This is a genomic window from Nocardia fusca NBRC 14340 (assembly GCF_001618425.1).
In the GTDB taxonomy this organism is placed as follows: Bacteria; Actinomycetota; Actinomycetes; order Mycobacteriales; family Mycobacteriaceae; genus Nocardia; species Nocardia fusca.
Genome location: NZ_BDCU01000058.1, coordinates 1 through 20,942 on the forward strand (window position 1 = coordinate 1; position 20,942 = coordinate 20,942).

At 68.9% G+C, this 20,942-nt stretch carries 18 protein-coding genes; 13 read left to right on the forward strand and 5 right to left on the reverse strand.

Annotation, left to right across the window (positions count from 1 at the left end):
• Window positions 1–169: 169 nt before the first annotated feature.
• The 6 genes from NF4_RS32665 (at window position 170) to NF4_RS32690 (ending at window position 11,450) form a co-directional block, all read left to right on the forward strand.
• Entirely contained in the window at window positions 170–946 is a 777-nt protein-coding gene (locus NF4_RS32665) for a hypothetical protein (protein WP_232330753.1), read from the forward strand.
• The gene (locus NF4_RS32670; protein WP_063131267.1) at window positions 943–1,896 is read left to right on the forward strand and encodes an ATP-binding cassette domain-containing protein; all 954 of its coding nucleotides are present in this window, start codon (window positions 943–945) and stop codon (window positions 1,894–1,896) included. Before NF4_RS32665 ends, NF4_RS32670 begins: the two co-directional genes overlap by 4 nt.
• The gene (locus NF4_RS32675; RefSeq protein ID WP_063131268.1) at window positions 1,893–2,675 is read left to right on the forward strand and encodes an ABC transporter permease; all 783 of its coding nucleotides are present in this window, start codon (window positions 1,893–1,895) and stop codon (window positions 2,673–2,675) included. The genes NF4_RS32670 and NF4_RS32675 overlap by 4 nt, the downstream gene beginning before the upstream one ends.
• 91 nt (window positions 2,676–2,766) lie before the next feature.
• A complete protein-coding gene (locus tag NF4_RS32680; RefSeq protein ID WP_084533748.1) occupies window positions 2,767–6,411 on the forward strand; it encodes an ABC transporter ATP-binding protein in 3,645 nt (1,214 codons plus the stop codon).
• Between the two features lie 107 nt (window positions 6,412–6,518).
• Window positions 6,519–10,337: a multifunctional oxoglutarate decarboxylase/oxoglutarate dehydrogenase thiamine pyrophosphate-binding subunit/dihydrolipoyllysine-residue succinyltransferase subunit gene (locus NF4_RS32685; RefSeq protein ID WP_198165557.1), complete on the forward strand. Its 3,819-nt coding sequence runs from the start codon at window positions 6,519–6,521 to the stop codon at window positions 10,335–10,337.
• A gap of 243 nt (window positions 10,338–10,580) precedes the next feature.
• Complete coding sequence (locus tag NF4_RS32690; RefSeq protein WP_063131270.1) at window positions 10,581–11,450, forward strand: hypothetical protein; 870 nt, start codon at window positions 10,581–10,583, stop codon at window positions 11,448–11,450.
• A gap of 94 nt (window positions 11,451–11,544) precedes the next feature.
• Here NF4_RS32690 and sigJ read toward each other — a convergent pair whose 3' ends face one another.
• On the reverse strand, window positions 11,545–12,441 hold the full coding sequence (gene sigJ / locus NF4_RS32695) for an RNA polymerase sigma factor SigJ (protein ID WP_063131271.1): 897 nt from the start codon (window positions 12,439–12,441) through the stop codon (window positions 11,545–11,547).
• A 135-nt stretch (window positions 12,442–12,576) separates the two neighbouring features.
• On the opposite strand from sigJ, the gene NF4_RS36130 reads away from it, so the two are divergent.
• The gene (locus NF4_RS36130; RefSeq protein ID WP_063814774.1) at window positions 12,577–13,209 is read left to right on the forward strand and encodes an NADPH-dependent FMN reductase; all 633 of its coding nucleotides are present in this window, start codon (window positions 12,577–12,579) and stop codon (window positions 13,207–13,209) included.
• Window positions 13,175–13,642: a YybH family protein gene (locus NF4_RS36135; RefSeq protein WP_063814775.1), complete on the forward strand. Its 468-nt coding sequence runs from the start codon at window positions 13,175–13,177 to the stop codon at window positions 13,640–13,642. Before NF4_RS36130 ends, NF4_RS36135 begins: the two co-directional genes overlap by 35 nt.
• A gap of 159 nt (window positions 13,643–13,801) precedes the next feature.
• Here NF4_RS36135 and NF4_RS32705 read toward each other — a convergent pair whose 3' ends face one another.
• From NF4_RS32705 to NF4_RS32720, 4 genes are all read right to left on the reverse strand, one after another.
• A complete protein-coding gene (locus NF4_RS32705) occupies window positions 13,802–14,653 on the reverse strand; it encodes an alpha/beta fold hydrolase (RefSeq protein ID WP_198165558.1) in 852 nt (283 codons plus the stop codon).
• A gap of 8 nt (window positions 14,654–14,661) precedes the next feature.
• Window positions 14,662–15,597: an EamA family transporter gene (locus tag NF4_RS32710; RefSeq protein ID WP_063131273.1), complete on the reverse strand. Its 936-nt coding sequence runs from the start codon at window positions 15,595–15,597 to the stop codon at window positions 14,662–14,664.
• Window positions 15,598–15,830: 233 nt separating this feature from the next.
• Window positions 15,831–16,478, reverse strand: a complete 648-nt coding sequence (locus NF4_RS32715) for a formylglycine-generating enzyme family protein (protein ID WP_084533753.1) — start codon at window positions 16,476–16,478, stop codon at window positions 15,831–15,833.
• 132 nt (window positions 16,479–16,610) lie between these two features.
• Entirely contained in the window at window positions 16,611–17,210 is a 600-nt protein-coding gene (locus NF4_RS32720; RefSeq protein ID WP_084533751.1) for a TetR/AcrR family transcriptional regulator, read from the reverse strand.
• A 194-nt stretch (window positions 17,211–17,404) separates the two neighbouring features.
• On the opposite strand from NF4_RS32720, the gene NF4_RS32725 reads away from it, so the two are divergent.
• The 5 genes from NF4_RS32725 (at window position 17,405) to NF4_RS32745 (ending at window position 20,707) form a co-directional block, all read left to right on the forward strand.
• Window positions 17,405–18,406, forward strand: a complete 1,002-nt coding sequence (locus NF4_RS32725; protein ID WP_063131280.1) for a TIGR03617 family F420-dependent LLM class oxidoreductase — start codon at window positions 17,405–17,407, stop codon at window positions 18,404–18,406.
• A gap of 97 nt (window positions 18,407–18,503) precedes the next feature.
• The gene (locus tag NF4_RS32730) at window positions 18,504–18,851 is read left to right on the forward strand and encodes a DUF1330 domain-containing protein (RefSeq protein WP_063131275.1); all 348 of its coding nucleotides are present in this window, start codon (window positions 18,504–18,506) and stop codon (window positions 18,849–18,851) included.
• A gap of 166 nt (window positions 18,852–19,017) precedes the next feature.
• A complete protein-coding gene (locus NF4_RS32735; RefSeq protein ID WP_063131276.1) occupies window positions 19,018–19,899 on the forward strand; it encodes a helix-turn-helix domain-containing protein in 882 nt (293 codons plus the stop codon).
• Complete coding sequence (locus NF4_RS32740) at window positions 19,896–20,102, forward strand: DUF397 domain-containing protein (protein ID WP_063131277.1); 207 nt, start codon at window positions 19,896–19,898, stop codon at window positions 20,100–20,102. The genes NF4_RS32735 and NF4_RS32740 overlap by 4 nt, the downstream gene beginning before the upstream one ends.
• A gap of 89 nt (window positions 20,103–20,191) precedes the next feature.
• A complete protein-coding gene (locus NF4_RS32745) occupies window positions 20,192–20,707 on the forward strand; it encodes a P-loop nucleotide/nucleoside kinase family protein (RefSeq protein WP_063131278.1) in 516 nt (171 codons plus the stop codon).
• Window positions 20,708–20,942: the final 235 nt, after the last annotated feature.

Below are 20,942 nucleotides of genomic sequence, written 5' to 3' on the forward strand. Positions count from 1 at the left end.
CGGGACCGAGGGGGCCTCGACCCCGCGGCGCCGGAGGCGCCGCCAATAAACACAGCGTCGGAACCCGGGAAAGGGGTAGTCCGTTACCAGTCAGAGCGAACGTCCGGCCGCCGTGCCCTACAGTGCACAGAGGCCGCAGAGGAGGGATGACGCCGTGCGTAACGGGGCATTGGAAAAGGCCGTGGTCGAGGCATTGGATCACGGTTCCCGGCTACAAGCACCCGCTGTCGCCAAGTATGTCGCGCGCTTGCGGCGCGCACATCCCGACGAGTCGCCCGCGCAGCTCGTCGCACGGCTCGAACGCCAGTATCTGCTGGCGGTGACCAGCAGTGGTAGCGCGGTCGGGGCGTCGGCCGCGATTCCCGGGGTGGGGACCATCGCCGCGCTGGCGGCGGTGAGCGCGGAGACCACGTTCTTCATGGAGGCGTCGGCGTTGTTCACGCTGGCCGTGGCCGCGGTGCACGGGGTGCGGCCGGAGAACACCGAGCAGCGGCGGGCACTGGTGCTCGCGGTGGTGCTCGGTGACAGCGGGATGGAGATCGTCCAGAAGAGTGTCGGTACCTCGGCCAAGAACTGGGGCACCGTGTTCGCCAACAAGATCCCGGGTCTGTCCGGGATGAACGACTCGCTGCTCAAGCGGTTCATCGTCCGCTTCATCACCAAGCGTGCCGCGTTGATGGCGGGCAAGGTGGTGCCCGCCGGGATCGGCGCGGTGATCGGCGGGTTCGGTAACCGGGCGCTGGGCAAGGCGACCGTCAACAACGCACGCAAGGCATTCGGCCCGGCGCCGGCGTATTTCCCCGACGAGATGGTGATCGACGCCCAGGTGTCGACCGCGCTGGAACAGCCGATGAAGTCGCTGCCGCAGGGCGATCCGAGCGAACTGCCGCGCGATGAGATCGGTGTGCGTCAGCGTGGGACCCAGCCACCGGGCGGGCCGCGGTGACGCCCTCGGCGCGCCCGGCGATCACGGTCCGGGGTCTGACCAAGCGATACGAGGATTTCAGTATCGGTGCCCAGGACATCTCCTTCGATGTCGCGGCGGGTACCTGCGCGGCGCTGGTGGGCCCGCCCGGTTCCGGTAAGTCGACGGTGGCCGGAATCCTGCTGGGCCTGCTCCCGCCGACGGCGGGGTCGGCCACGGTCGCCGGCGGCCGCGGCAGCGCGGCGGTGGGCGCCGTCCTCGCACCGCGCGGTCTGCATCCGCGCCGCACGGTCCGCGACCATCTGCGGGTCTACGCCGCCGCAGCCGGTTGCCCGGACCGCCGGGTGCGCGCCGTTCTGGACATCACCGGTCTGACCGAGCGCGCCCGTGCTGTCCCCGACGATCTGAGCCCCGGCGAGGAGACCCGCGCCGCGCTGGCGACGGCCCTGCTGCCCGATCCGCCACTGCTGGTGCTCGATGATCCCGCCGCCGGTATGCAGCTGGGCGAACTGTCCTGGTTGCAGGGCTTCCTGCGGGAGCACACGCGGCGCGGCGGCACCGTACTGTTCACCACGCCCAGCCTGGTGACGGCGCTGCCGATCGCCGACCATCTGGTGGTGCTGAGCGGCGGGGCGGTGGTCTATCAGGGCAGCCCGGCCCGGCTGCGGCGCCGTAACCCGGACCGTCTGGTGGTGGCCTCCTCGTCGTCCATCGCCGTCGCCACCGCGCTGGCCGCCCGCGGTTTCACCGATGCGGTGATCCGGCCCGACGATCAGCTGGCCGTGGCGGACGCGACCGAGGACGATATCGTGGCCGCCGCCCGCGCCGCCGATGTCCGGCTGGACCGTATAGTCGCCGATCGGATCCATCCCGACCGGGTGCTCGCCTCCCTGACCCACGCGGCCGCGCCGCAGCCGGTCGGACCCGGTATGCCGCCGCCCAACTCTCTGCCGTACGGGGTTGCCCGATGATCGACGTCGTACCCGCGGAACTGATTCCGCCGATCCTGTCCGAGTACCGCAAAGCGGTGACCCTGCGCTATCCCCGGGTGCTGGCCGGGACCCTGGTCGCCTTGACGATCGTGGCCGCTTCGGTGACCGCGATCATGGCCGGGCCGCGTGACCCGGACGGCGATCCGGTGACCGGTACGGCGACCATCGGGCTGTATCTGGCGCTGTTCGCGGTGGTCGTGGCGGCGGGTGTTTTCGGGGCCGCGGGCGCGGCGAGCGAACATCAGCACAACACGCTGGTGACCACCGCCCTGTTCACGGTCGACCGGGACCGGCTGGCCGGGTCGAAATACCTGGTGACCGCCGCCGCCGCTGTCGTGGCCGCGCTGGCGGTCGAGGTCGTGGCGATGGTCTGCCTGCTGCTGTTCGGCCGCGGCAAATTCGAGATCACGGCCGCCCTGTTCGCGGTACTGGGTGGCGGTCTGCTCGCCGCGGCTTGCTGGGCGGTGATCGGCACCGGGCTCGGGCTGCTACTGCGCTCGCCGGCGCTGGCGGTCGGCGCGGTGCTGGTCTGGGTTCTGCTCGCCGAGCCGTTGCTCTGGGTGGTGACCGCCGGGATCGGGCTGCCGGGCGCGGCGACGCTGCTGCCCGGTTCGGCGACGCTGAGCACCGTCCTGACCGGCTCGTTCACCGACAGCGATCTGCTGGCCCCCGCCCCGGCCGCGATCGTGGTGTTGCTGCTGTGGTCCGTCGGCGTCGGCGCGGCCGGCTGGTGGGCGCTGCGCCGCGCCGAACTGTGATCCGCTGAACCTGTCCCCGTGAGGCCGGGGAACAAGACCTTGTCGCCGGGCGTCGTTATGGTCGATGACAGGTCGAGGTGAAGGGGGGCTCATGGATAGCGGCGCGCGGCCGGGATGGCTTCGCAGGCTGTGGTCGGAGTGCCGGCGTTTCGGGGGCACGCTGGCCGGTATCGCCGTGGCTCTGGTGGCCGGCGCGGCGGCCGAGATCATCGCACCGCTGCTCACCAAATGGGCCGTGGACTCGGCCACCAGCGGTGCCACCCGGGTGATCGGTATCGTCGCCGGGCTGCTGGCCCTGCTGGCGGCGGGCCGGTTCGCGGCGTCCTTCGGGCGGCGGATGCTGGCCGGCAAATTATCACTGGACGTCCAGCACGGGCTGCGGGTGCAGCTGCTCGGTTCGTTGCAGCGGCTGGACGGCGCCGGTCAGGACGCGCTGCGCACCGGACAGGTGGTTTCCCGCTCGATCACCGATCTCCAGCTGGTGCAGTCCCTGCTGGCGATGGCCCCGCTCTCCGGAATGGCGTTTCTGCAGTTCGTGCTCGCCGCCGCGGTGATGCTGTGGTTGTCCCCGCCACTGGCGGCGGTGGCGCTGCTGATGGTGCCGCTGGTGATCGTGGTGGTGTACCGGATGCGGCCCAAGCTGCACGCCGCCACGTGGTCGGCCCAGCAGCGGGCGGCCGAACTCGCCCAGCATGTGGAGGAGACGGTCACCGGGGTCCGGGTGGTGAAGGGGTTCGGCCAGGAAGCCCGCATGGTCGATGTGCTCGAACAGCACGGCCGCCGGTTGTTCGCCGAGCGGATGCGCGCGGCCCGGATCAACGCCCGCTTCTCCCCCACGCTGGCGGCGATCCCGCAGGCGGGGCTGGTGGTGGTGATCGCCGTCGGCGGCTGGCTCGCGTTCAACGGCCAGATCGGTCTCGGCACCTTCCTCGCGTTCAGCGCCTATGTCACCACCATGACCACCACCGCCCGCACCATGGCCTCGGTGCTCATCCTGGCCCAGCTCACCCGGGCCGCGGCCGAACGGGTGTATCAGGTGATCGACGCCGGTCCGGCGGTGGCCGATCCGCCGCGGCCGGTCCCGGTGCCGGAGGGCCCGCTGGGTATCGAACTCGACGGGGTGAGCTTCGGCTTCGACCCCGCGCAACCGGTCCTGCGCGACCTGGACCTGCGGGTCCGGCCCGGCGAGACGGTGGCGATCATCGGACCGGCGGGATCGGGCAAGACCACGCTGTCGCTGCTGCTGCCCCGGTTCTACGCACCCGACGCCGGCCGGATCCGGCTCCTGGGCACCGACAACGCACAGCCGGTGGATATCGCCGAGGTGTCCGCCGCGCAACTGCGGGCCGCGGTGGGCGTGGTCTTCGACGATCCGTTCCTGTTCAGTTCCAGCGTGGCCGCCAATATCGCCCTCGGCAGGCCCGACGCCACGCCCGACGAGATCCGGGCCGCCGCGCGGCAGGCCGCCGCCGACGAATTCATCGAACAGCTGCCGGACGGCTACGACACCGTCGTCGGGGAACGCGGGCTCACCCTCTCCGGTGGTCAGCGGCAGCGCGTCGCCCTGGCCCGGGCATTGCTGGCCCGGCCGCGCATCCTGGTGCTCGACGACGCCACCTCCGCGGTGGACGCGGTGACCGAGGCGGCGATCTTCGGCGCACTGCCCGATCAGGGCACCCGCACCACCATCATCCTGGCCCATCGCGAGTCGACCCTCGCCCATGCCGACCGGGTGATCCGCCTGCCCGAACCGGAGACAGTGCCGGTCGCCGGCCCGGTCTACCAGCCCGACCGGCTGCCCTCGGCCGAGTCCGCCGACCGCTTCGGCCCCTCGGCCGACCTCAGTGCCACCCCCGAACTGCGCCGTGCCATCGACGCGCTGCCCGCCGCCACCGAGCGGCCGCGGCTGGACGAGTCCCGGCTGCGGGAACCCGATCCGGGGTTCCGGCTGGGCCGGCTGCTGTGGCCGGTGCGGACCCTGGTGCTGGCCTCGGTGGCCCTGCTGGCACTCGACGCGCTGATCGGGATCGGTTTCCCGCCGCTGGTCCGCCATGCGATCGACGCCGGGGTCACCGATGGGCAGCCGACCGCCCTGGTCTGGTCGGCCGTACTCGGTACCGGGCTGGTGCTGGCGGGCTGGGCGGTGGCCGCCGCGACCACCCTGTTCACCTCCCGCACCGGTGAACGGGTGCTGTACGGACTGCGTGTCCGCAGCTACGCCCACCTGCAACGGCTCGGCCTGGACTACTACGAACGCGAACTGTCCGGCCGGATCATGACCAGGATGACCACCGATGTGGACGCTCTGTCCACCTTCCTGCAGACCGGGGTGTCCACCGCGCTGGTGAGCGTGCTGTCGCTGGGCGGTATCGCGGTCGCCCTGGTGGTGATCGATCTGCGGCTCGCCCTGGTGGTCCTGCTCGGGGTGCTTCCGCCGCTGATCATCGCCACGGTGGTGTTCCGCCGGGTCGCCTCGGTGGCCTACACCGTCTCCCGGGAACGGGTCTCCACGGTCAACGCGGATTTCCAGGAGAACATCGCGGGGCTGCGGGCGGTGCAGGCCAATCGGCACGAACGACTCGCGGCCCACCGGTTCGCCGAATACTCCACGAAGTACCGGCGCAGCCGGATGCGGGCCCAGCGCGCCATCGCCTTGTACTTCGCCTTCGTGGCGGCATGGACCGATCTGGCGCTGGCCCTGGTGGTGTTCACCGGGGCGCACGCGGTGGCCGCCGGCACCACCAGCACCGGCACCCTGGTCGCCTTCGTGCTGTATCTGCAACTGCTGTTCGGTCCGGTCCAGCAGCTGTCGCAGGTGTTCGACGGGTACCAGCAGGCGCGTGTGGGGCTGCGCCGCATCGGCGATCTGCTGCGCACCCCGTCCTCCATCGGCGCCGATCCGCCCGACGCCGATCCGATCGCCGCGGGCCTGCGGGGTGATCTGGCTCTCGACGCGGTGCGCTTCCGCTACCCGGGCACCGAGCGTTTCGCTCTCGACGAGGTGGATCTGGCGGTCGCGCCGGGGCAATCGCTGGCGCTGGTGGGGGCGACCGGCGCCGGGAAATCCACCATCGTCAAACTGCTCGCCCGCCTCTACGACCTCTCCGGCACCGATACCGGGGTCATCCGGGTGGACGGCGTCGATATCCGCGACTACCGGCTGGACCGCTACCGCGCCCGGCTCGGGATGGTCCCGCAGGAAGCTCACCTGTTCACCGGCGATATCGCGAGCAACATTGCATTCGGGAAACCTCTGGCGACCGAGGCGGAGATCGAGGCGGCCGCCCGCGCGGTCGGTGCCCGGGAGATGATCGCCGGCCTGCCCGGCGGATTCCGGCGGCCGGTGGGCGAGCGCGGGCGCGGGCTCTCGGCGGGTCAGCGTCAGCTCATCGCCCTGGCCCGCGCCCAGCTGGTGGACCCCGATCTGTTGCTGCTCGACGAGGCGACCGCCACCCTCGACCCCGATACCGAGGAGAAAGTGCTGGCCGCGACCGGATCGCTGGCTCGCCACCGCACGACGGTGGTGGTCGCGCACCGCCTGGCCACGGCCGCGCGGGCCGATCGGATCGCCGTGGTGGAGCACGGCCGGATCGTCGAAGTGGGCACCCACGCCGAGCTCGTGGCGGCCGGTGGGCACTATGCCCGCCTCTGGACAGCGGCCGGAAGCGGCGAAGGAATATTCTCGGTCGAGGACGAGTCGTCAACAATGAGGTCGGGATTGTCCGGTGGTCGGTGACCGAGTGGATGTGCGCGGGGGCATATCCTCGTCTTCAGGGCGATCGGTAACCATCCACCGAGGCCCGGTGCCGGGCACGTCACAAACGTCGCAGCGCGAAGAACGAAATGAGGCGAACACCTGCTGTGAGCAGCTCAAAATCCCAGTTCGGTCAGAACCAGTGGCTGGTCGACGAGATGTATCAGAAGTTCAAACAGGATCCATCCTCGGTCGACGCCAGCTGGCACGAGTTCCTCGCCGACTACACCCCCGAGATCTCCGGTGATTCCGGTAACACCCAGTCCGCTCCGGCACCGGCGGCGCCGACCTCGGCGGTGAAATCCGCCCCTGCCGCCGTGCCCGCCGAAAATTCTTCGGTCCGGACCCGGGCCACCGCCCCGACCGCTCCGGCCACCACGTCCGCGCCGGCCGCCGCGCCGAAGTCCGCCCCGGCCGCCACCACCGCCGCGCGGACCACCGCGGCCGCGCAGCAGCGTGCCCCGCAGACGACCCCGGCCCCGACGTCCAACGCCGCCGCCACCTCGGGTGCGCCCAAGCCTGCTCCGGCCGTGGACGAGAAGAAGGTGCTGCGCGGTGCCGCCGCCGCGGTCGCCAAGAACATGTCGGCGTCGCTGAGCATCCCGACCGCCACCAGCGTGCGGGCCGTGCCGGCCAAGCTGATGATCGACAACCGGCTGGTCATCAATAATCATCTCGCCCGCACCCGGGGTGGCAAGATCTCCTTCACCCATCTGCTCGGCTACGCGATCGTGCAGGCGGTGAAGGCGTTCCCGAACATGAACCGGCATTTCGCCGAGGTCGACGGTAAGCCGAACGCGGTCACCCCCGCACACACCAACCTCGGTCTGGCCATCGATCTGCCCGGTAAGGACGGCAGCCGGTCCCTGGTCGTCGCCGCCATCAAGGGCACCGAAGACATGAGCTTCGGTCAGTTCCACACCGCCTACGAGGACATCGTCCGCCGCGCCCGCGACGGCAAACTGACCGCCGAGGACTTCAGCGGGGTCACCATCTCGCTGACCAACCCGGGCACCATCGGCACCGTGCACTCCGTACCGCGGCTGATGCAGGGCCAGGGTGCGATCATCGGCGCGGGTGCCATGGAGTACCCGGCGGAGTTCCAGGGGATGAGCGACGAGCGGATCGCCGATATCGGTATCGGCAAGCTCATGACGCTGACCTCCACCTACGACCACCGCATCATCCAGGGCGCGGAATCCGGTGATTTCCTGCGCACCATCCACAAGCTGCTCATCGCGGACGAGTTCTACGACGAGATCTTCCACGGTCTGGGCGTGCCGTACGAGCCGGTGCGCTGGCGCAAGGACATCAAGGAACGCGGCGTCGACAAGAGCACCCGGGTGCTCGAGATGATCGCCGCCTACCGCAACCGCGGTCACCTGATGGCCGACACCGATCCGCTGCGCCTGGTCAAGGACAAATTCCGCAGCCACCCCGACCTCGACGTCACCCAGCACGGCCTCACCCTGTGGGATCTGGACCGCGAGTTCAATGTCGGCGGCTTCCACGGCCAAGAGCGGATGAAGCTGCGCGATGTGCTGTCGGTGCTGCGCGATTCCTACTGCCGCCACGTCGGTGTGGAGTACACCCACATCCTCGAGGAAGACCAGCTCAAGTGGATGCAGGACCGGGTCGAGCAGAAGCACGTCAAGCCGACCGTCGCCCAGCAGAAGTACATTCTGAACCGGCTCAACGCGGCCGAGGCATTCGAAACCTTCCTGCAGACCAAGTACGTCGGCCAGAAGCGCTTCTCGCTGGAGGGCGCCGAAACCGTCATCCCGATGATGGACGCCGTGATCGACCAGTGCGCCGAGTACGCGCTCGACGAGGTCGTCATCGGTATGCCGCACCGCGGCCGCCTCAATGTGCTGGCCAATATCGTGGGCAAGCCGTACTCGAAGATCTTCACCGAGTTCGAGGGCAATATGAACCCGGCCGCCACCCACGGCTCGGGCGATGTGAAGTACCACCTCGGTGCGCGCGGCAACTACCTGCAGATGTTCGGTGACAACGAGATCGAGGTCTCGCTGACCGCCAACCCGTCGCATCTGGAAGCGGTCGATCCGGTGCTCGAGGGCCTGGTCCGCGCCAAGCAGGATCTGCTGGACAAGGGTGACGGCCCCGAGGGCTTCTCCGTCGTACCGCTGATGCTGCACGGTGACGCCGCGTTCGCGGGTCAGGGCGTGGTGGCCGAGACCCTGAACCTGTCGGGTCTGCGCGGCTACCGCGTGGGCGGCACCATCCACATCGTGGTGAACAACCAGATCGGTTTCACCACGGCACCGGAGAACAGCCGCTCCACCGAGTACTCCACCGATATCGCCAAGTTCATCGGCGCCCCGATCTTCCACGTCAACGGCGACGACCCGGAGGCCTGCGACTGGGTGGCCCGCCTGGCGGTCGATTTCCGGCAGAAGTTCCGCAAGGACGTGGTCATCGACCTGATCTGCTACCGCCGTCGCGGCCACAACGAGGGCGACGACCCCTCGATGACCCAGCCGTACATGTACGACGTCATCGACACCAAGCGCAGCGTCCGCAAGAGCTACACCGAGAGCCTGATCGGCCGCGGTGATATCTCGCTGAAGGAAGCCGAAGACGCCCTGCGCGACTACCAGGGTCAGTTGGAGCGGGTTTTCAACGAGGTCCGGGAGCTGGAGAAATACCCGCCGGGACCGAGCGAATCGGTGGAGGACGATCAGCAGGTCCCGTCCACTGTGCTCACCGCGGTCGACAAATCGGTGCTGCAGCGGATCGGCGACGCGTTCGTGAACGTTCCCGACGGTTTCAGTGTGCACCCGCGCGTGCAGCCGGTGCTGGAGAAGCGCCGGGAGATGGCCTACGAGGGCAAGGTCGACTGGGCGTTCGCCGAGTTGCTCGCTTTCGGCACCCTGATCGACGAGGGCCGGGCGGTCCGCCTGACCGGTCAGGATTCCCGGCGCGGCACCTTCACGCAGCGGCATTCGGTGATCATCGACCGTAAGACGGCGGCCGAGTACACCCCGCTGCACAACATCAACAGCGCCAACCCGGGCTGGTTCGCGGTGCACGATTCGGCGCTGAGCGAATTCGCCGCCGTCGGCTTCGAGTACGGCTATTCGCTGGGTAACCCGGACGCGCTGGTGCTGTGGGAGGCCCAGTTCGGTGACTTCGTCAACGGCGCCCAGTCGATCATCGACGAGTTCATCTCCTCCGGTGAGGCCAAATGGGGCCAGCTGTCGGAGGTCGTGCTGCTGCTGCCGCACGGGCACGAGGGTCAGGGCCCGGACCACACCTCCGGCCGTATCGAGCGCTTCCTGCAGCTGTGCGCGGAGGGTTCGATGACGGTGGCGGTGCCCTCCACCCCGGCGAACTACTTCCACCTGCTGCGCCGCCACGCGCTGGACGGTATCCGCCGTCCGCTGATCGTCTTCACTCCGAAGTCGATGCTGCGCAACAAGGCCGTCGTCAGCGATCTCAAGGATTTCACCGAGTCCAAGTTCCGCTCGGTGTTCGACGAGCCCACCTACGAACAGGGCATCGGCGACCGCGCCGCGGTCAAGCGCGTTCTGCTGACCAGCGGCAAGCTCTACTACGAGCTGGCCGCCGCGAAGGCCAAGCGTAAGCGTGACGATGTCGCCATCGTCCGGGTCGAGCAGCTCTACCCGCTGCCCAAGTTCCGGTTGAACGAGGCCTTGGAGCGGTACTCCAACGCCACCGAGATCGCCTGGGTCCAGGAGGAGCCGGCGAACCAGGGCGCGTGGCCGTTCTTCGGCCTCAACCTGCCGGAACTGCTGCCGGAGCGGCTGGGCCGCCTGCGCCGTATCTCGCGGCGTGCCATGTCGGCCCCGTCTTCGGGTTCGAGCAAGGTGCACGCGGTGGAGCAGGCCGAGATCATCGAGGAGGCGTTCGCGCCCACCGAGTGAGTCTCGGCGCCTACCCCGACGCCGGGCGCGCACCCTTCCGCGGAAGGGTGCGCGCCCGGCGTCTCTCGTTTCCGGTTCATGCGGCTCCGGTTGCCGTCTCCGAATACAGGATGGCGAATACTGTGGACACTGCGCACAGGGCCGACTCCAGCGCGCGGCATTTTCCACCTACGAACGGCGCGGCCGCCGGCGCAGGTGATGGATACTGAAGCCCGATATCGGCGCAGTGGAAAGTGTCCGGGTATGGCAGGCGAAATCGAACTGTGGCAGGCCGGGCGTCTCATCGTGGAGCGGACGGCCCAAGCTCTCGGCGCGGCGGCCGATGGGTACGCCCGCAAGGCATCGGCCGGTGCGGACGGACTGCGTCGTGCCTCCGGTATCACGCATACCGACGGCGATGCCGGCCGGGTGGTCGAGGGGACCATCATCGAGCCCACGGGGATGTACGGCACAGATCTCTACGGGCAGCGCATCGCAATCGATCCGGACAAGGTCGTCGTACGGCCGTTGCACGACCATGGCGGCGAGGTCACCGGCCTGCGGATACCGGCGACCCTCGACGACGATCGATCCGCGCAGCAGTGGGCCGACAGCTGGACGCTCGGTCAAAACACGAATTACGTCCAATCGCTGCCCCGCGCCGATGCCCAACGACCGTTGTTGACGGTACCGGCGGAGGACGGGCGCCTGGAACCGTTCTACATCGTCGGAAAGTTCAACGCCCGCGATACAGAGGTCATGCTGGGGCACAGCGGCACGGGTGCGGAACCGGTGCGTATGGGGGCGCCGGAGTTCGGTCACCTGATCGCCCGCAGCCCGGAATTCCAGGAGCTCACACTGGATCCGATCGGGTCTCAGCGACCGGTGGTGCTGGTTTCCCAGGGATCCGGCGTAACGGATCCGACGCTGGTCTCGACGATCGCCGACATTCTGCACAATCGGACTCATCTGATCGGCCCGGTGCGAGGAGTCGTCTACCCGACCACCCGGGTCGAGCCGGACTGGCTCATCCCGGCTGGGCAGCTGGAGGCTCGCGTCACAGTGGACCCGAGCCGGCAGGTGACGTCGGAGTACCTCGAATACAGACATCCGCGCACCACCCCCGCACCCTGAACACCGAACACCTCACCGACTCATGTCTGCCGATGTCCATCGCCCGGGCACGACGCGGGACGTATGCGCCGACACCGGGCCGCTCTGCGGCCGCTCAGCTGTCCGCGGCCGTCCAGGGCCGCAGTTTCTCCGGATTCCGGATCGCCCAGATGCGGGTGATCAGGCCGTCGGCGATATCGAAGGCGTAGACCGAGACGACGGTGCCGTCGAGTTGCGCCACCAGCCCGGGCTGGCCGTTCACCGTGCGCTCCAGCAGGGTGAACGCGGTGTTGCGGGCGGCGATCTCCATCCAGGTGCGGGCGATCTGCTCGCCGCCGTGGATCGGCTCGCGGAACGCCGGTGCCAAGCCGCCGCCGTCGGCCGTCGCCCGGGCCTGCGGATCGAGGAGGCCGATCAGGGCCTCGATATCCCGGGCCTGCCACGCGCGTTTGAAATCCCGGACCACTTCGGCGCGTTCGGCGCTCGACGGCCCTCGCGAGGTATCGATACGGCGGCGGGCGCTGGAGGCGAGCTGGCGGCACGCCGCGGGAGTGCGCCCGACGATATCGGCGACCTCGGCGAAGGAGTAGCGGAAGACGTCGTGCAGCACGAACGCCACCCGTTCGGCCGGTGTCATGGAATCCAGTACGACGAGAAAGGCCATACTGATCGACTCGTCGAGAGTGACCCGGTCGGCGGGGTCGGCGGGTGCGGGGCCATCCGGCCATTCGGACCTGGCGGGTATGGGCTCCGGAATCCAGTCGCCGACATAGCGTTCCCGCCTGCTGCGCGCCGAGCCGAGCAGGTCGAGGCAGATCCGGCCCGCGACCGTGGTCAACCACGCGCCGGGCGCCGCCACCTCCTGCCGCTGCTGCTCCGACAGCGCGTACCAGCGCACGTAGGTCTCCTGCACCACATCCTCGGCCTCGGCCAGCGAGCCGAGCAGCCGGTAGGCGATATTGATCAGCTGACGGCGTTCACTGATCACCGCGGGCAGGTGCGGGTCGGTCATGGCGGGCTCCTTCGATTTGCGCGTCTCCTATCGAACTCGACGAATCAGCGACCCGATCTGTGAGGCGGCCTGACATTCCGCGGGGCTGCCTCGTCGGAAGGTCGTGACACCTTCGGCAGAGCAGGAGTTCGGACAATGATCAGAATCGGCATCATCCTCGGCAGTACCCGGCCCAACCGCAACGGCCCACAGGTCGCCCGGTGGGTTCTGGACACGGCAGCACAGCGCGGCGACGCCGAGTTCGAATTGATCGATCTGCGCGACCACCCGCTACCGCATCTGGACGAGCCCGTGGCGCCGATGTTCGGCCCGTCGGTCCACGCCCATACCCGCGCCTGGGCCGAACGGATCGCCCCGTTCGACGGCTTCGTGGTGGTGACCCCGGAATACAACGGCGGCCCGCCCGGAGTGCTGAAGAACGCGATCGACCACCTGAGCGCGGAGTGGGCGGACAAGGCGATCGGATTCGTCTCCTACGGGGCGGGCGGCGGAGCACGCGCGGTGGTGCAACTCCGGGCGGTCTGCAGCACGCTGGGCATGGCCGATGTGAGCCATCAGGTCGTGATCTCGCTGCACACCGATTTCGAGAACTTCACCACCTTCACACCGCGCGACCACCACGCCGCCGCCCTGGGCACGCTGCTGGATCAGGTTCTCGCCTGGAGCGCCGCTCTGGCGCCGCTACGCCGACCCACCATCGATACCCCGAACATCGACTCGGAAGGAACCGACCATGACGACTCCGCACGACTCTCGGTCACCCGCTGACCGCACCGAGGCCGACGAGGCCGCGATCCGCGGGCAGCTCGACAAGGTGATCGACGGACTCCGGGCCGGAGATCTCGAGGCGCTGCGGCCGCTGTACACCACCGACGTCGTATCCTTCGATGTCGAGCCGCCGCTCCAGCATGTCGGGACAGCGGCGAAGCTGGAGAACTGGGCGAAGGTGTTCCAACTCCTCGACAACGTGACCTACGAGATTCGCGATCCGGCCTTCACCATCGGCGGCGATGTCGCGTTCGGGCACGCCTTCGCTCGTCTTGGCGGCACCTTGAAGAACGGGACGGCGATGAGCGGCATGTGGGTCCGGGTCACGTTCGGGCTGCGAAAGGTCGACGAGACCTGGTTGATCGCGCACGACCAGGTGTCGGTGCCACTCGATATCGCCAGCGGCAGGGGCGTGGTCGACCTCGAGCCCTGAGGAATCGCGCAGCAGCGTCCGCCGAGGGCCTTGCGCGGTGCGTACTCCGGCCCCGGCGGTGACTGTGTCACTGCCGGGGCGCTTGCCACCCGATCGCGAAGACGCAGGACCCGAGGTCTCGCGCGAAGGGCGCCCGACCGAGCTCTGTCGGGTAAGTCGTCAGGCGAGGAGCTCGTCCAGAATTTCGCGTGCGTGGGTCCACAGCAGCGCGCCGCCGCGGTCGGGAAGATAGTGCCGGGTGGCGTCCGGGATCCGGGCGGCCAGGGTAGCGCCGTGGTCCGGAGAGTGGGTCGGGTTGCTGTCCCGTCCGCCGTACCACAGGTCCACCCGGCTGGTGATTTCCTCGACTCGGAAGGGCCAGCGCGCGAAATGCAGGACCGTATCGCGCGCATAGCCCGCCGCGCCCTGGACGAAGCCGGCATCCAGAGCGCGCCGGAAGACCCGCGCGAAACACGGCTGCAGATAGACCTCTCGATCTTCGTCGGAGCTGCCCTCGATGGTCAGCCGCCACAGGGTCTCGGCACTACCGAAACTTGCGAAATCCACCTCGGCCGCGACCGGGTCGACGGCTACGCGGTCGACCATTCTCCGCAGCTCGGCCGGCAGTGCCGAACCCGGATGTGCGAGCTCGTCCCCGCCGGACACGACCGCCACCGCCGAAGTGAGCCCGCCGGCAGCCAGGGCGAGCGCGAACGGTGCCCCCTGCGAGAATCCGACGACCGCCGGATCTGTGAGGCCGAGCTGCCGGACGTCGTCGGCCCAATCCAGCAGGGTGCGTCCGGCCGCCGGAGACGATTCGCCCAAACCGGGCCGCTCCACGGATATCAGCCGGATCCCGAACTCGTCCAGCACGTCCCATCCGAACCCCAGCCCACGCCCCCACCCCGCCCCAGGACAGAACACGACCGGCCTTCCCTCCGCCGGGCCCCATTCCGCCCACGCCAGCCGACGCCCGTCTCGCAATTCTGTCAGCCCCGACCGTGCGGGGTCTGTCACCGTCAACAGGTCCACACCGGCCATCATCGCGCCGAAGTGGTTCCGGGGCGACCCAGTTGCACCAGCACCGCGCCGGTGAGCACTATCGCCGCCCCGGCCAGTTCGATCTGCCCCAGCGCCTGACCGAGCAGCATCCAGGCCAGCGCGGCGGCGACCACCGGTTCCAGGAGTGCCAGCACCGCGGCCAGGGTGACGGGGAGGTCGCGCAGCGCCCGCAGCCCCGCCAGATAGGGCAACACGGTGCCGACCACAGCGAGCGCGAGCAGTACCAGCCACACCGGAACCCGCATCCCGCCCAGCACCGCAGCGGCAGCGAACAGGTCGGACGGCAGCGTCCACGGCGGGGCGATCACTGCCACCACCAACGCGCCGATCGCCAGTCCGGCCGCGGTCAGCCCCGCCGGGTCGTGCCTCCGCGCACCGTGCTCCCCGAGCAGGAAGTACCCGGCCGAGCAGAGCGCCGCACCCGATCCGGCAGCCATGCCGAGCAGGTCCAGCCCGGTGCTCTGCCAGACTCGGGCGACCAGAAGCGATCCCGCCGAAGCCAGGGCGATCCCTGCCCACACCAGCCGGGGAAGCCGGGTGCCCCGCACCACCCGCACCCACAGCGCGACCAGGGCAGGGGCCAGGTTGACCAACACCATCGCCACACCGACGGGAATTCGGGCCACGGCCACGAAGAACAGCAACTGCACCCCGCCGACGCCGAGCAGACCGTAGCCGAGCAGCAACCAGAGGTCGGCGCGGCCGAACCGCAACGCTCCCGGCCGGAGCACCGCGACCATCGGCACCAGCAGTGCCGCGGCCGATGCGAGCCGCACCGAAGTCACCGCGGCCGGAGACCAGCCCGCTGCCATCACCGCCGCGGCCAGCGAACCCGAACTCGCGAACATCACCCACGAGAGCGAACTCAGGCCGGTCGCCCGAGTCCGGTTCGGCGCCGGCACCGTCTTCTCCATGACGGCCACGCCGACAGTGTGCCGGAGCAGTCACCACCCCAACCACAGAGTTTTCGGCCGTCTGCGCTTGGGTTCGGAAAGCGAGAACGGCCTCGGCGACACGACTGCGACCGCGGCCGCCTCCGGTCCAGGTTCCCGATTTCGGGTCGGTTCGGCCACCTCGGGTCGGTGCGGCCACCTCGGAAGCACAGTTCGTCTCGCCACCCTCGGGGTGAACGGGCCGGGTCGGCAGATCATCGTGACGCCGACCGTGCGACACGGAACCCGATATCGTCGAGCCGGACCGTGGGATGGCTGCGGCGGCGGACCGAGGCGCGGCAGCTCCAGTGTTCGTCGAACCATCCGCCGCCGCGAAGCACCCGGTAGCTGCCGTAGACGTCCGGATCGTAGAGGTCCCAGCACCATTCCCAAACCGTGCCGAGCATGTCGTAGAGCCCCCACGCGTTGGGCCGGCGGGTCCCCACCTCGGGCGGTCGGTCTGCGGAATTCCCGCGGTACCGGGCGATATCGTCGAGCCGACCGTAGCGCGGGCCGGTGGTGCCCGCGCGGCAGGCGTGTTCCCACTCCGCCTCGGTCGGCAGCCGATATCCGTCGGCCGCCGCGACCCGGGTGACCTCGTCGTCGGCGCCGATCCGGTACGCCGGTGTCAGGCCGTCATGTTCGGACAGGGCGTTGCAGAAGAGAACCGCCTCGTTCCAGGAGATGCTGTCGGCGGGCAGCCGATCTCCCCGGCTCCCGCCCGGCCGATCGCCGGTGACCTGCGCGTACTGCGATCGGGTGACCGGCACGGCCCCCAGGCGGTACGGAGCGACCTGCACCGACCAACTGCGTTGCGTCCGCCGATCCGACAACTTCACCTGCCCCGGTGGGATATCGACCAGTTCGATGCCTCCCACGTGCGCGTTCACCCGCTCGAACCTACCTGTACACAACAGCAGCCTGGCCCCGGGCACCGACCGATGAACCCGGCCGGGTCTTCCACCTCGTCGGCATCTCCTACGCCATGCTCGCTCTCACGTCGGGATGCCGTGTTTCATCAGCGGCACGATGGTCGTGCGGACGAAGGCGCGGGCCTGGTCGGGATCGGTGAAATCGGTGCCGCCGCTGTTGCCCGGAGTGAGCATCAGCGAATGGGCGAGGCGGGCGACCAGTTCGGCGACCGGGCGTGGGTCGTAGCGGTCGATCAGGCCGGCGTTCTGGGCGTGGGTGAGCATGTCGGAGATGTAGTCGATACCGAGACCGACCAGGTGCTCGCCGTGCACGGTATAGAAGCCGAGCGCTTCGTCCGGCGCGACCCGCAGCAGGTGGGTGACCAAGCGGTGGATGCGGGTCTGCAGCAGGACGTGCAGCGTGGTCTCCTCGATCTGGGCGTCCACGCCGTCGGCGGCGTCGGCGATCGCGGTGACCTCGGCCAGCATCCGGCGGGTTTCGCGTTCGATGACCGCTTCGACGAGTTTGTCCTTGCCCGCGAATCTGCGGTGGATGGTGATCCGGTTGATCCCGGCGCGGCGCGCGATGTCCTCCAGGCTGGAGCGGCGGATCCCGAGTTGCAGGATCCGGTCGAGCGCGGCGTCCATGATCTTCTCGTCGACCTCGTCATAACCCTCCGTCACGTAACGAGGATACGAATGTCGTTTCATAGCGTGAACGGCGCCGGAGGATGCCGACCGGCCAGGCGGGTGACGGCGGACCGGGGTGGAGAGGCGTGCGCGCCTGTCACCCCGGCCGCTCCCGGTTCGGCGGTGGATGCCGGATCGGGCCGGATCGACCCCTGTTCGAGATCGCCCGGGTGTACTTGGATGAACTGATGCTGCTCGATCTCCAGTTGGACGCCCGCCCGGACCGCAGCGCCGAACGCGCCCGGACCCTCGTCGACGCCGGCGCGGCGGGGCTGTTCACTTTCGAAGGCCCCCACGATGTGATGCTCCCCTTGGCCGCCGTGGCCGGCCGGGTGGACGCCGACCTGATGACCAATGTCGCGATCGCCATGCCGCGCAGCCCGATGCACCTCGCGCATGCCGCATGGGACCTGCAACTGATGTCGGGTGGAAGATTCCGGCTCGGACTCGGTTCGCAGATCCGTCCCCATATCGAGAAGCGCTACGGCGCCACCTGGTCCGCCCCGGCGGCCCGGATGCGCGAGATCGTGCTGGCGGTGCGCACGATCCTGCACGCCTGGCAGGACGGCGCGCCGTTGGATTTCCGCGGCGAGCACACTCGGCACACTCTCATGCCGAGCACCTTCGTCCCCGGCCCCAACCCGTACGGACCCCCACCGGTACTGCTCGGCGCGCTCGGCCCGTTGATGACCCGGACCGCCGCGGAGGTCGCGGACGGACTGCTGGTGATGCCCTTCCACAGCCATCGCCATTTCCGGGAGCGGACACTGCCCGCCGTGGCGGAGGGTATGAAACAGGCGGGCCGCACCGAATTCCCGATCTATCCGCAGGTGATCGTGGCGATGGGCAGGTCGGCGGAGGAACTCGCGGCGGCCTCGACCGGGGTACGCGGCCTGCTGGCCTTCTACAGTTCGACCCCGGCGTACCGGCCGGTGCTCGAGGTCGAGGGCTGGGAACAGCTGCAGCCGGAACTCAACGCCCTCTCCAAAACCGGCAACATCATGACCATGTTCGACCGGATCTCCGACCATATGGTCGACACCTTGGCCGTCCGCGGCACCCCGCAGGACTGCGCCGCCGAGATCCTCCGGCGCTTCGGCGATTTCGCCGACCGGGTGTGCTGCTACTTCCCCGGATACGACCCGCCCGCCGAGCAGATCGCCGCCCTCGCCGCCGCATTACACCGATAACCCCGCGGGTAGTCGATCCGTTTACCTCCGAGGTAATCGCGCCGCGGCCGCCACGCCGCCATGATCGGTACATCGAACCGATCGAGAGGACGACATCATGCCCGCCTACGCCATCGCCCACCTGCAGCCGGCCGATCCGCACCCCGAGATCGCCGAGTACATGGAGCGCATCCCCGCCACCCTCGAACCCTTCGGCGGCCGGTTCCTCGTCCATGCCACCCAGCACGAGGTGAAGGAAGGCCGCTGGCCGGGTTTCGTGGTGGTGATCGGTTTCCCGGGGATGGACGAGGCCCGGGCGTGGTGGGATTCGCCCGCCTATCGGGAGATCGCGCCGCTGCGCTCGCGGCATATCGACGGCGACCTGATCCTGGTCGACGGCGTCGCTCCCGGCTACGACCCGGCCACCACCGCCGCGGCCATGCGGGCGACCATAGCCGCCGGGTAACGGCGATCCACCGCGCCTGTCCGGCCCCGCGCGAGCTCGCCCGCGCCCCGGACAGCGCGAAGGCCCCGAACCCATGAGAAAACCGAAAACCGGCGTGCCGCTGCCGGACTGCGAGTATGCATATCTCGCGACTCGGAGCTCTCATCCAGCCAAAAAGGGGACGGTTTTGACTGAGCGGGACAGCAGTATCACCAGACGGCAGCTCGGCCGGTATCTGCGCGAAGCACGAGAAGCGATCGGCCTGACCATGGCCGAAGCGGCGGCGCTCATGGAGTGGGGCAAGAGCAGCCTGCAACGCATCGAGACGGGGCAGAACCAGCGGATCCGCATCCGCGATCTGGACGGGTTGATCGAGATCTACGAGATCGACGAGGACAAAGCGGCGGGGTTGCGGGGACTGGCCCGCGAAACAGGGGCGAAGTCCTGGTGGCACGAATTCGGCAGCGTGATTCCGGCCAACTTCAGTGTGTACATGGGACTGGAATCCGCGGCCCGGATCTTGACGACCTATCAACCCGACCTCGTACCGGGTCTGCTGCAGACCCAGGACTACGCACGAGCTCTGGCTCGGGTTGCGAGTCCCGACGACACTGGGGAGGAGCGCGAACAGCGTGTCCGGCTCAAAATGCGGCGACAGGCCCTGATCACCCGGAAGACCCGCCCGGCTCGGCTCAATGTGATTCTGGCCGAGACGGTACTGCGCCGGACAATCGGCGGGCCACGGGTCATGGCAACACAATTGAGGCACCTCGCCGACGCCGCGACTCTCCCGAACGTGCGACTGCGCGTCCTGCCCTTCTCCGCCGGGATGCCCGTCGGTGAGCAGATCGGCCCTTTCGTGATCATGGAGTTCGACCCGGGCGCCCCGGGCAGGCCCGCCGAGCCGACGATCGTCTACGCCGAGAATTACACCGGCGACATGTACAGCGAGAAGGTCGGTATTGTGCAGCGATACGTAGAGGCGTGCGATCTCGTGCAGCGAGCCGCGCTGGATGAGGTCAGCAGCAGGAATCTGCTGCGCACGGCAGCAAGGGAGCACCAACGGTGAAGGTCGACCTATCCGAAGCGAAATGGTTCAAGAGCAGTCGCAGTGGCGGAACCAAGGAGTGTGTGGAGGTCGCGTTCCTCGACGGCGGGCACGTGGGCGTTCGTGATTCCAAGAACCCAACCGGCCCGGCTCTGGTCTTCAGCGCCGCCGAGTGGGATGCCTTCACCGGTGGCACCCCGGATTGTCGTTCCGATCGCAGCTAGTTCGATCGGAACGACGGCAACTGTGCAGGTGGTCCAGTGTGGGCGCTCGTCCGGACATCTGCTCGGATCCGCCACCTAGGATCGGTCGTATGGCAGCCGGATCTTCTCGTCTGGTGGTGTTCGCCGGTCTCCCGGGATGCGGAAAGACCACCCTGGCACGGGCTCTCGCGGACGAGCTCGGCGCGACATTCCTGCGTATCGATACCTTCGAGGCGGCGATCGTCTCGACATTGGCGCCGTTCGAGAACAATCCTGTCGGTTACGTCGCGGCGGCCTGGGTGGCCGAAGATCAGCTACAGGGTGGGCGGCCCGTGGTCGTCGACGCGTGCAACAACCTTCGGAAGGCCAGAACGATGTGGACCGAGCTGGCGCTCGGATCGAAGGTTCCGCTGCACTGGGTGGAGGTGATCTGCTCGGACGCGGCCGAACACCGCCGCCGGGTGGAGTCCCGCACACCCGATCGGCCAGGGCAGGGCAACCCGACCTGGGCCCAGGTGCGGGCCCGGCGCTGGGAGCCGTTCACCGAGCCGCGCATCCTGATCGACAACACGGGAAGCGCGGCAGCGCATGTGGCCACGATCCGCGCCGCACTCCCCGTGGGCTGAGCACAGGATCCGCAGCACCGGCACCTCATGAGCGCCGGCGCGAATGCGCGTTGTTTCCGTGGCACAGTGCGGCCGCGCGCCGCCCACCAGGTGCGCGGCCGCCCGAGGCTCTCAGCTCGTGAGTTCGTCGATCGAGGGTGATTCGTCCCGGGACAGCGTGATTCCGAGATTCGTGGCCCTGCGCTCGAGTTCGTCGTCGTCCCCGTGCCCCAGATCAATGGCCGCGCCGTCGGCC

Coding starts and splice junctions, on each gene's coding strand:
- NF4_RS32745 (WP_063131278.1), top strand. CDS start 20,192: ATGGCAGCCGGATCTTCTCGTCTGGTGGTGTTCGCCGGTCTCCCGGGA.
- NF4_RS32710 (WP_063131273.1), bottom strand. CDS start 15,597: ATGGAGAAGACGGTGCCGGCGCCGAACCGGACTCGGGCGACCGGCCTG.
- NF4_RS36135 (WP_063814775.1), top strand. CDS start 13,175: ATGACGACTCCGCACGACTCTCGGTCACCCGCTGACCGCACCGAGGCC.
- NF4_RS32690 (WP_063131270.1), top strand. CDS start 10,581: ATGGCAGGCGAAATCGAACTGTGGCAGGCCGGGCGTCTCATCGTGGAG.
- NF4_RS36130 (WP_063814774.1), top strand. CDS start 12,577: ATGATCAGAATCGGCATCATCCTCGGCAGTACCCGGCCCAACCGCAAC.
- sigJ (WP_063131271.1), bottom strand. CDS start 12,441: ATGACCGACCCGCACCTGCCCGCGGTGATCAGTGAACGCCGTCAGCTG.
- NF4_RS32675 (WP_063131268.1), top strand. CDS start 1,893: ATGATCGACGTCGTACCCGCGGAACTGATTCCGCCGATCCTGTCCGAG.
- NF4_RS32725 (WP_063131280.1), top strand. CDS start 17,405: ATGCTGCTCGATCTCCAGTTGGACGCCCGCCCGGACCGCAGCGCCGAA.
- NF4_RS32685 (WP_198165557.1), top strand. CDS start 6,519: ATGAGGCGAACACCTGCTGTGAGCAGCTCAAAATCCCAGTTCGGTCAG.
- NF4_RS32680 (WP_084533748.1), top strand. CDS start 2,767: ATGGATAGCGGCGCGCGGCCGGGATGGCTTCGCAGGCTGTGGTCGGAG.
- NF4_RS32730 (WP_063131275.1), top strand. CDS start 18,504: ATGCCCGCCTACGCCATCGCCCACCTGCAGCCGGCCGATCCGCACCCC.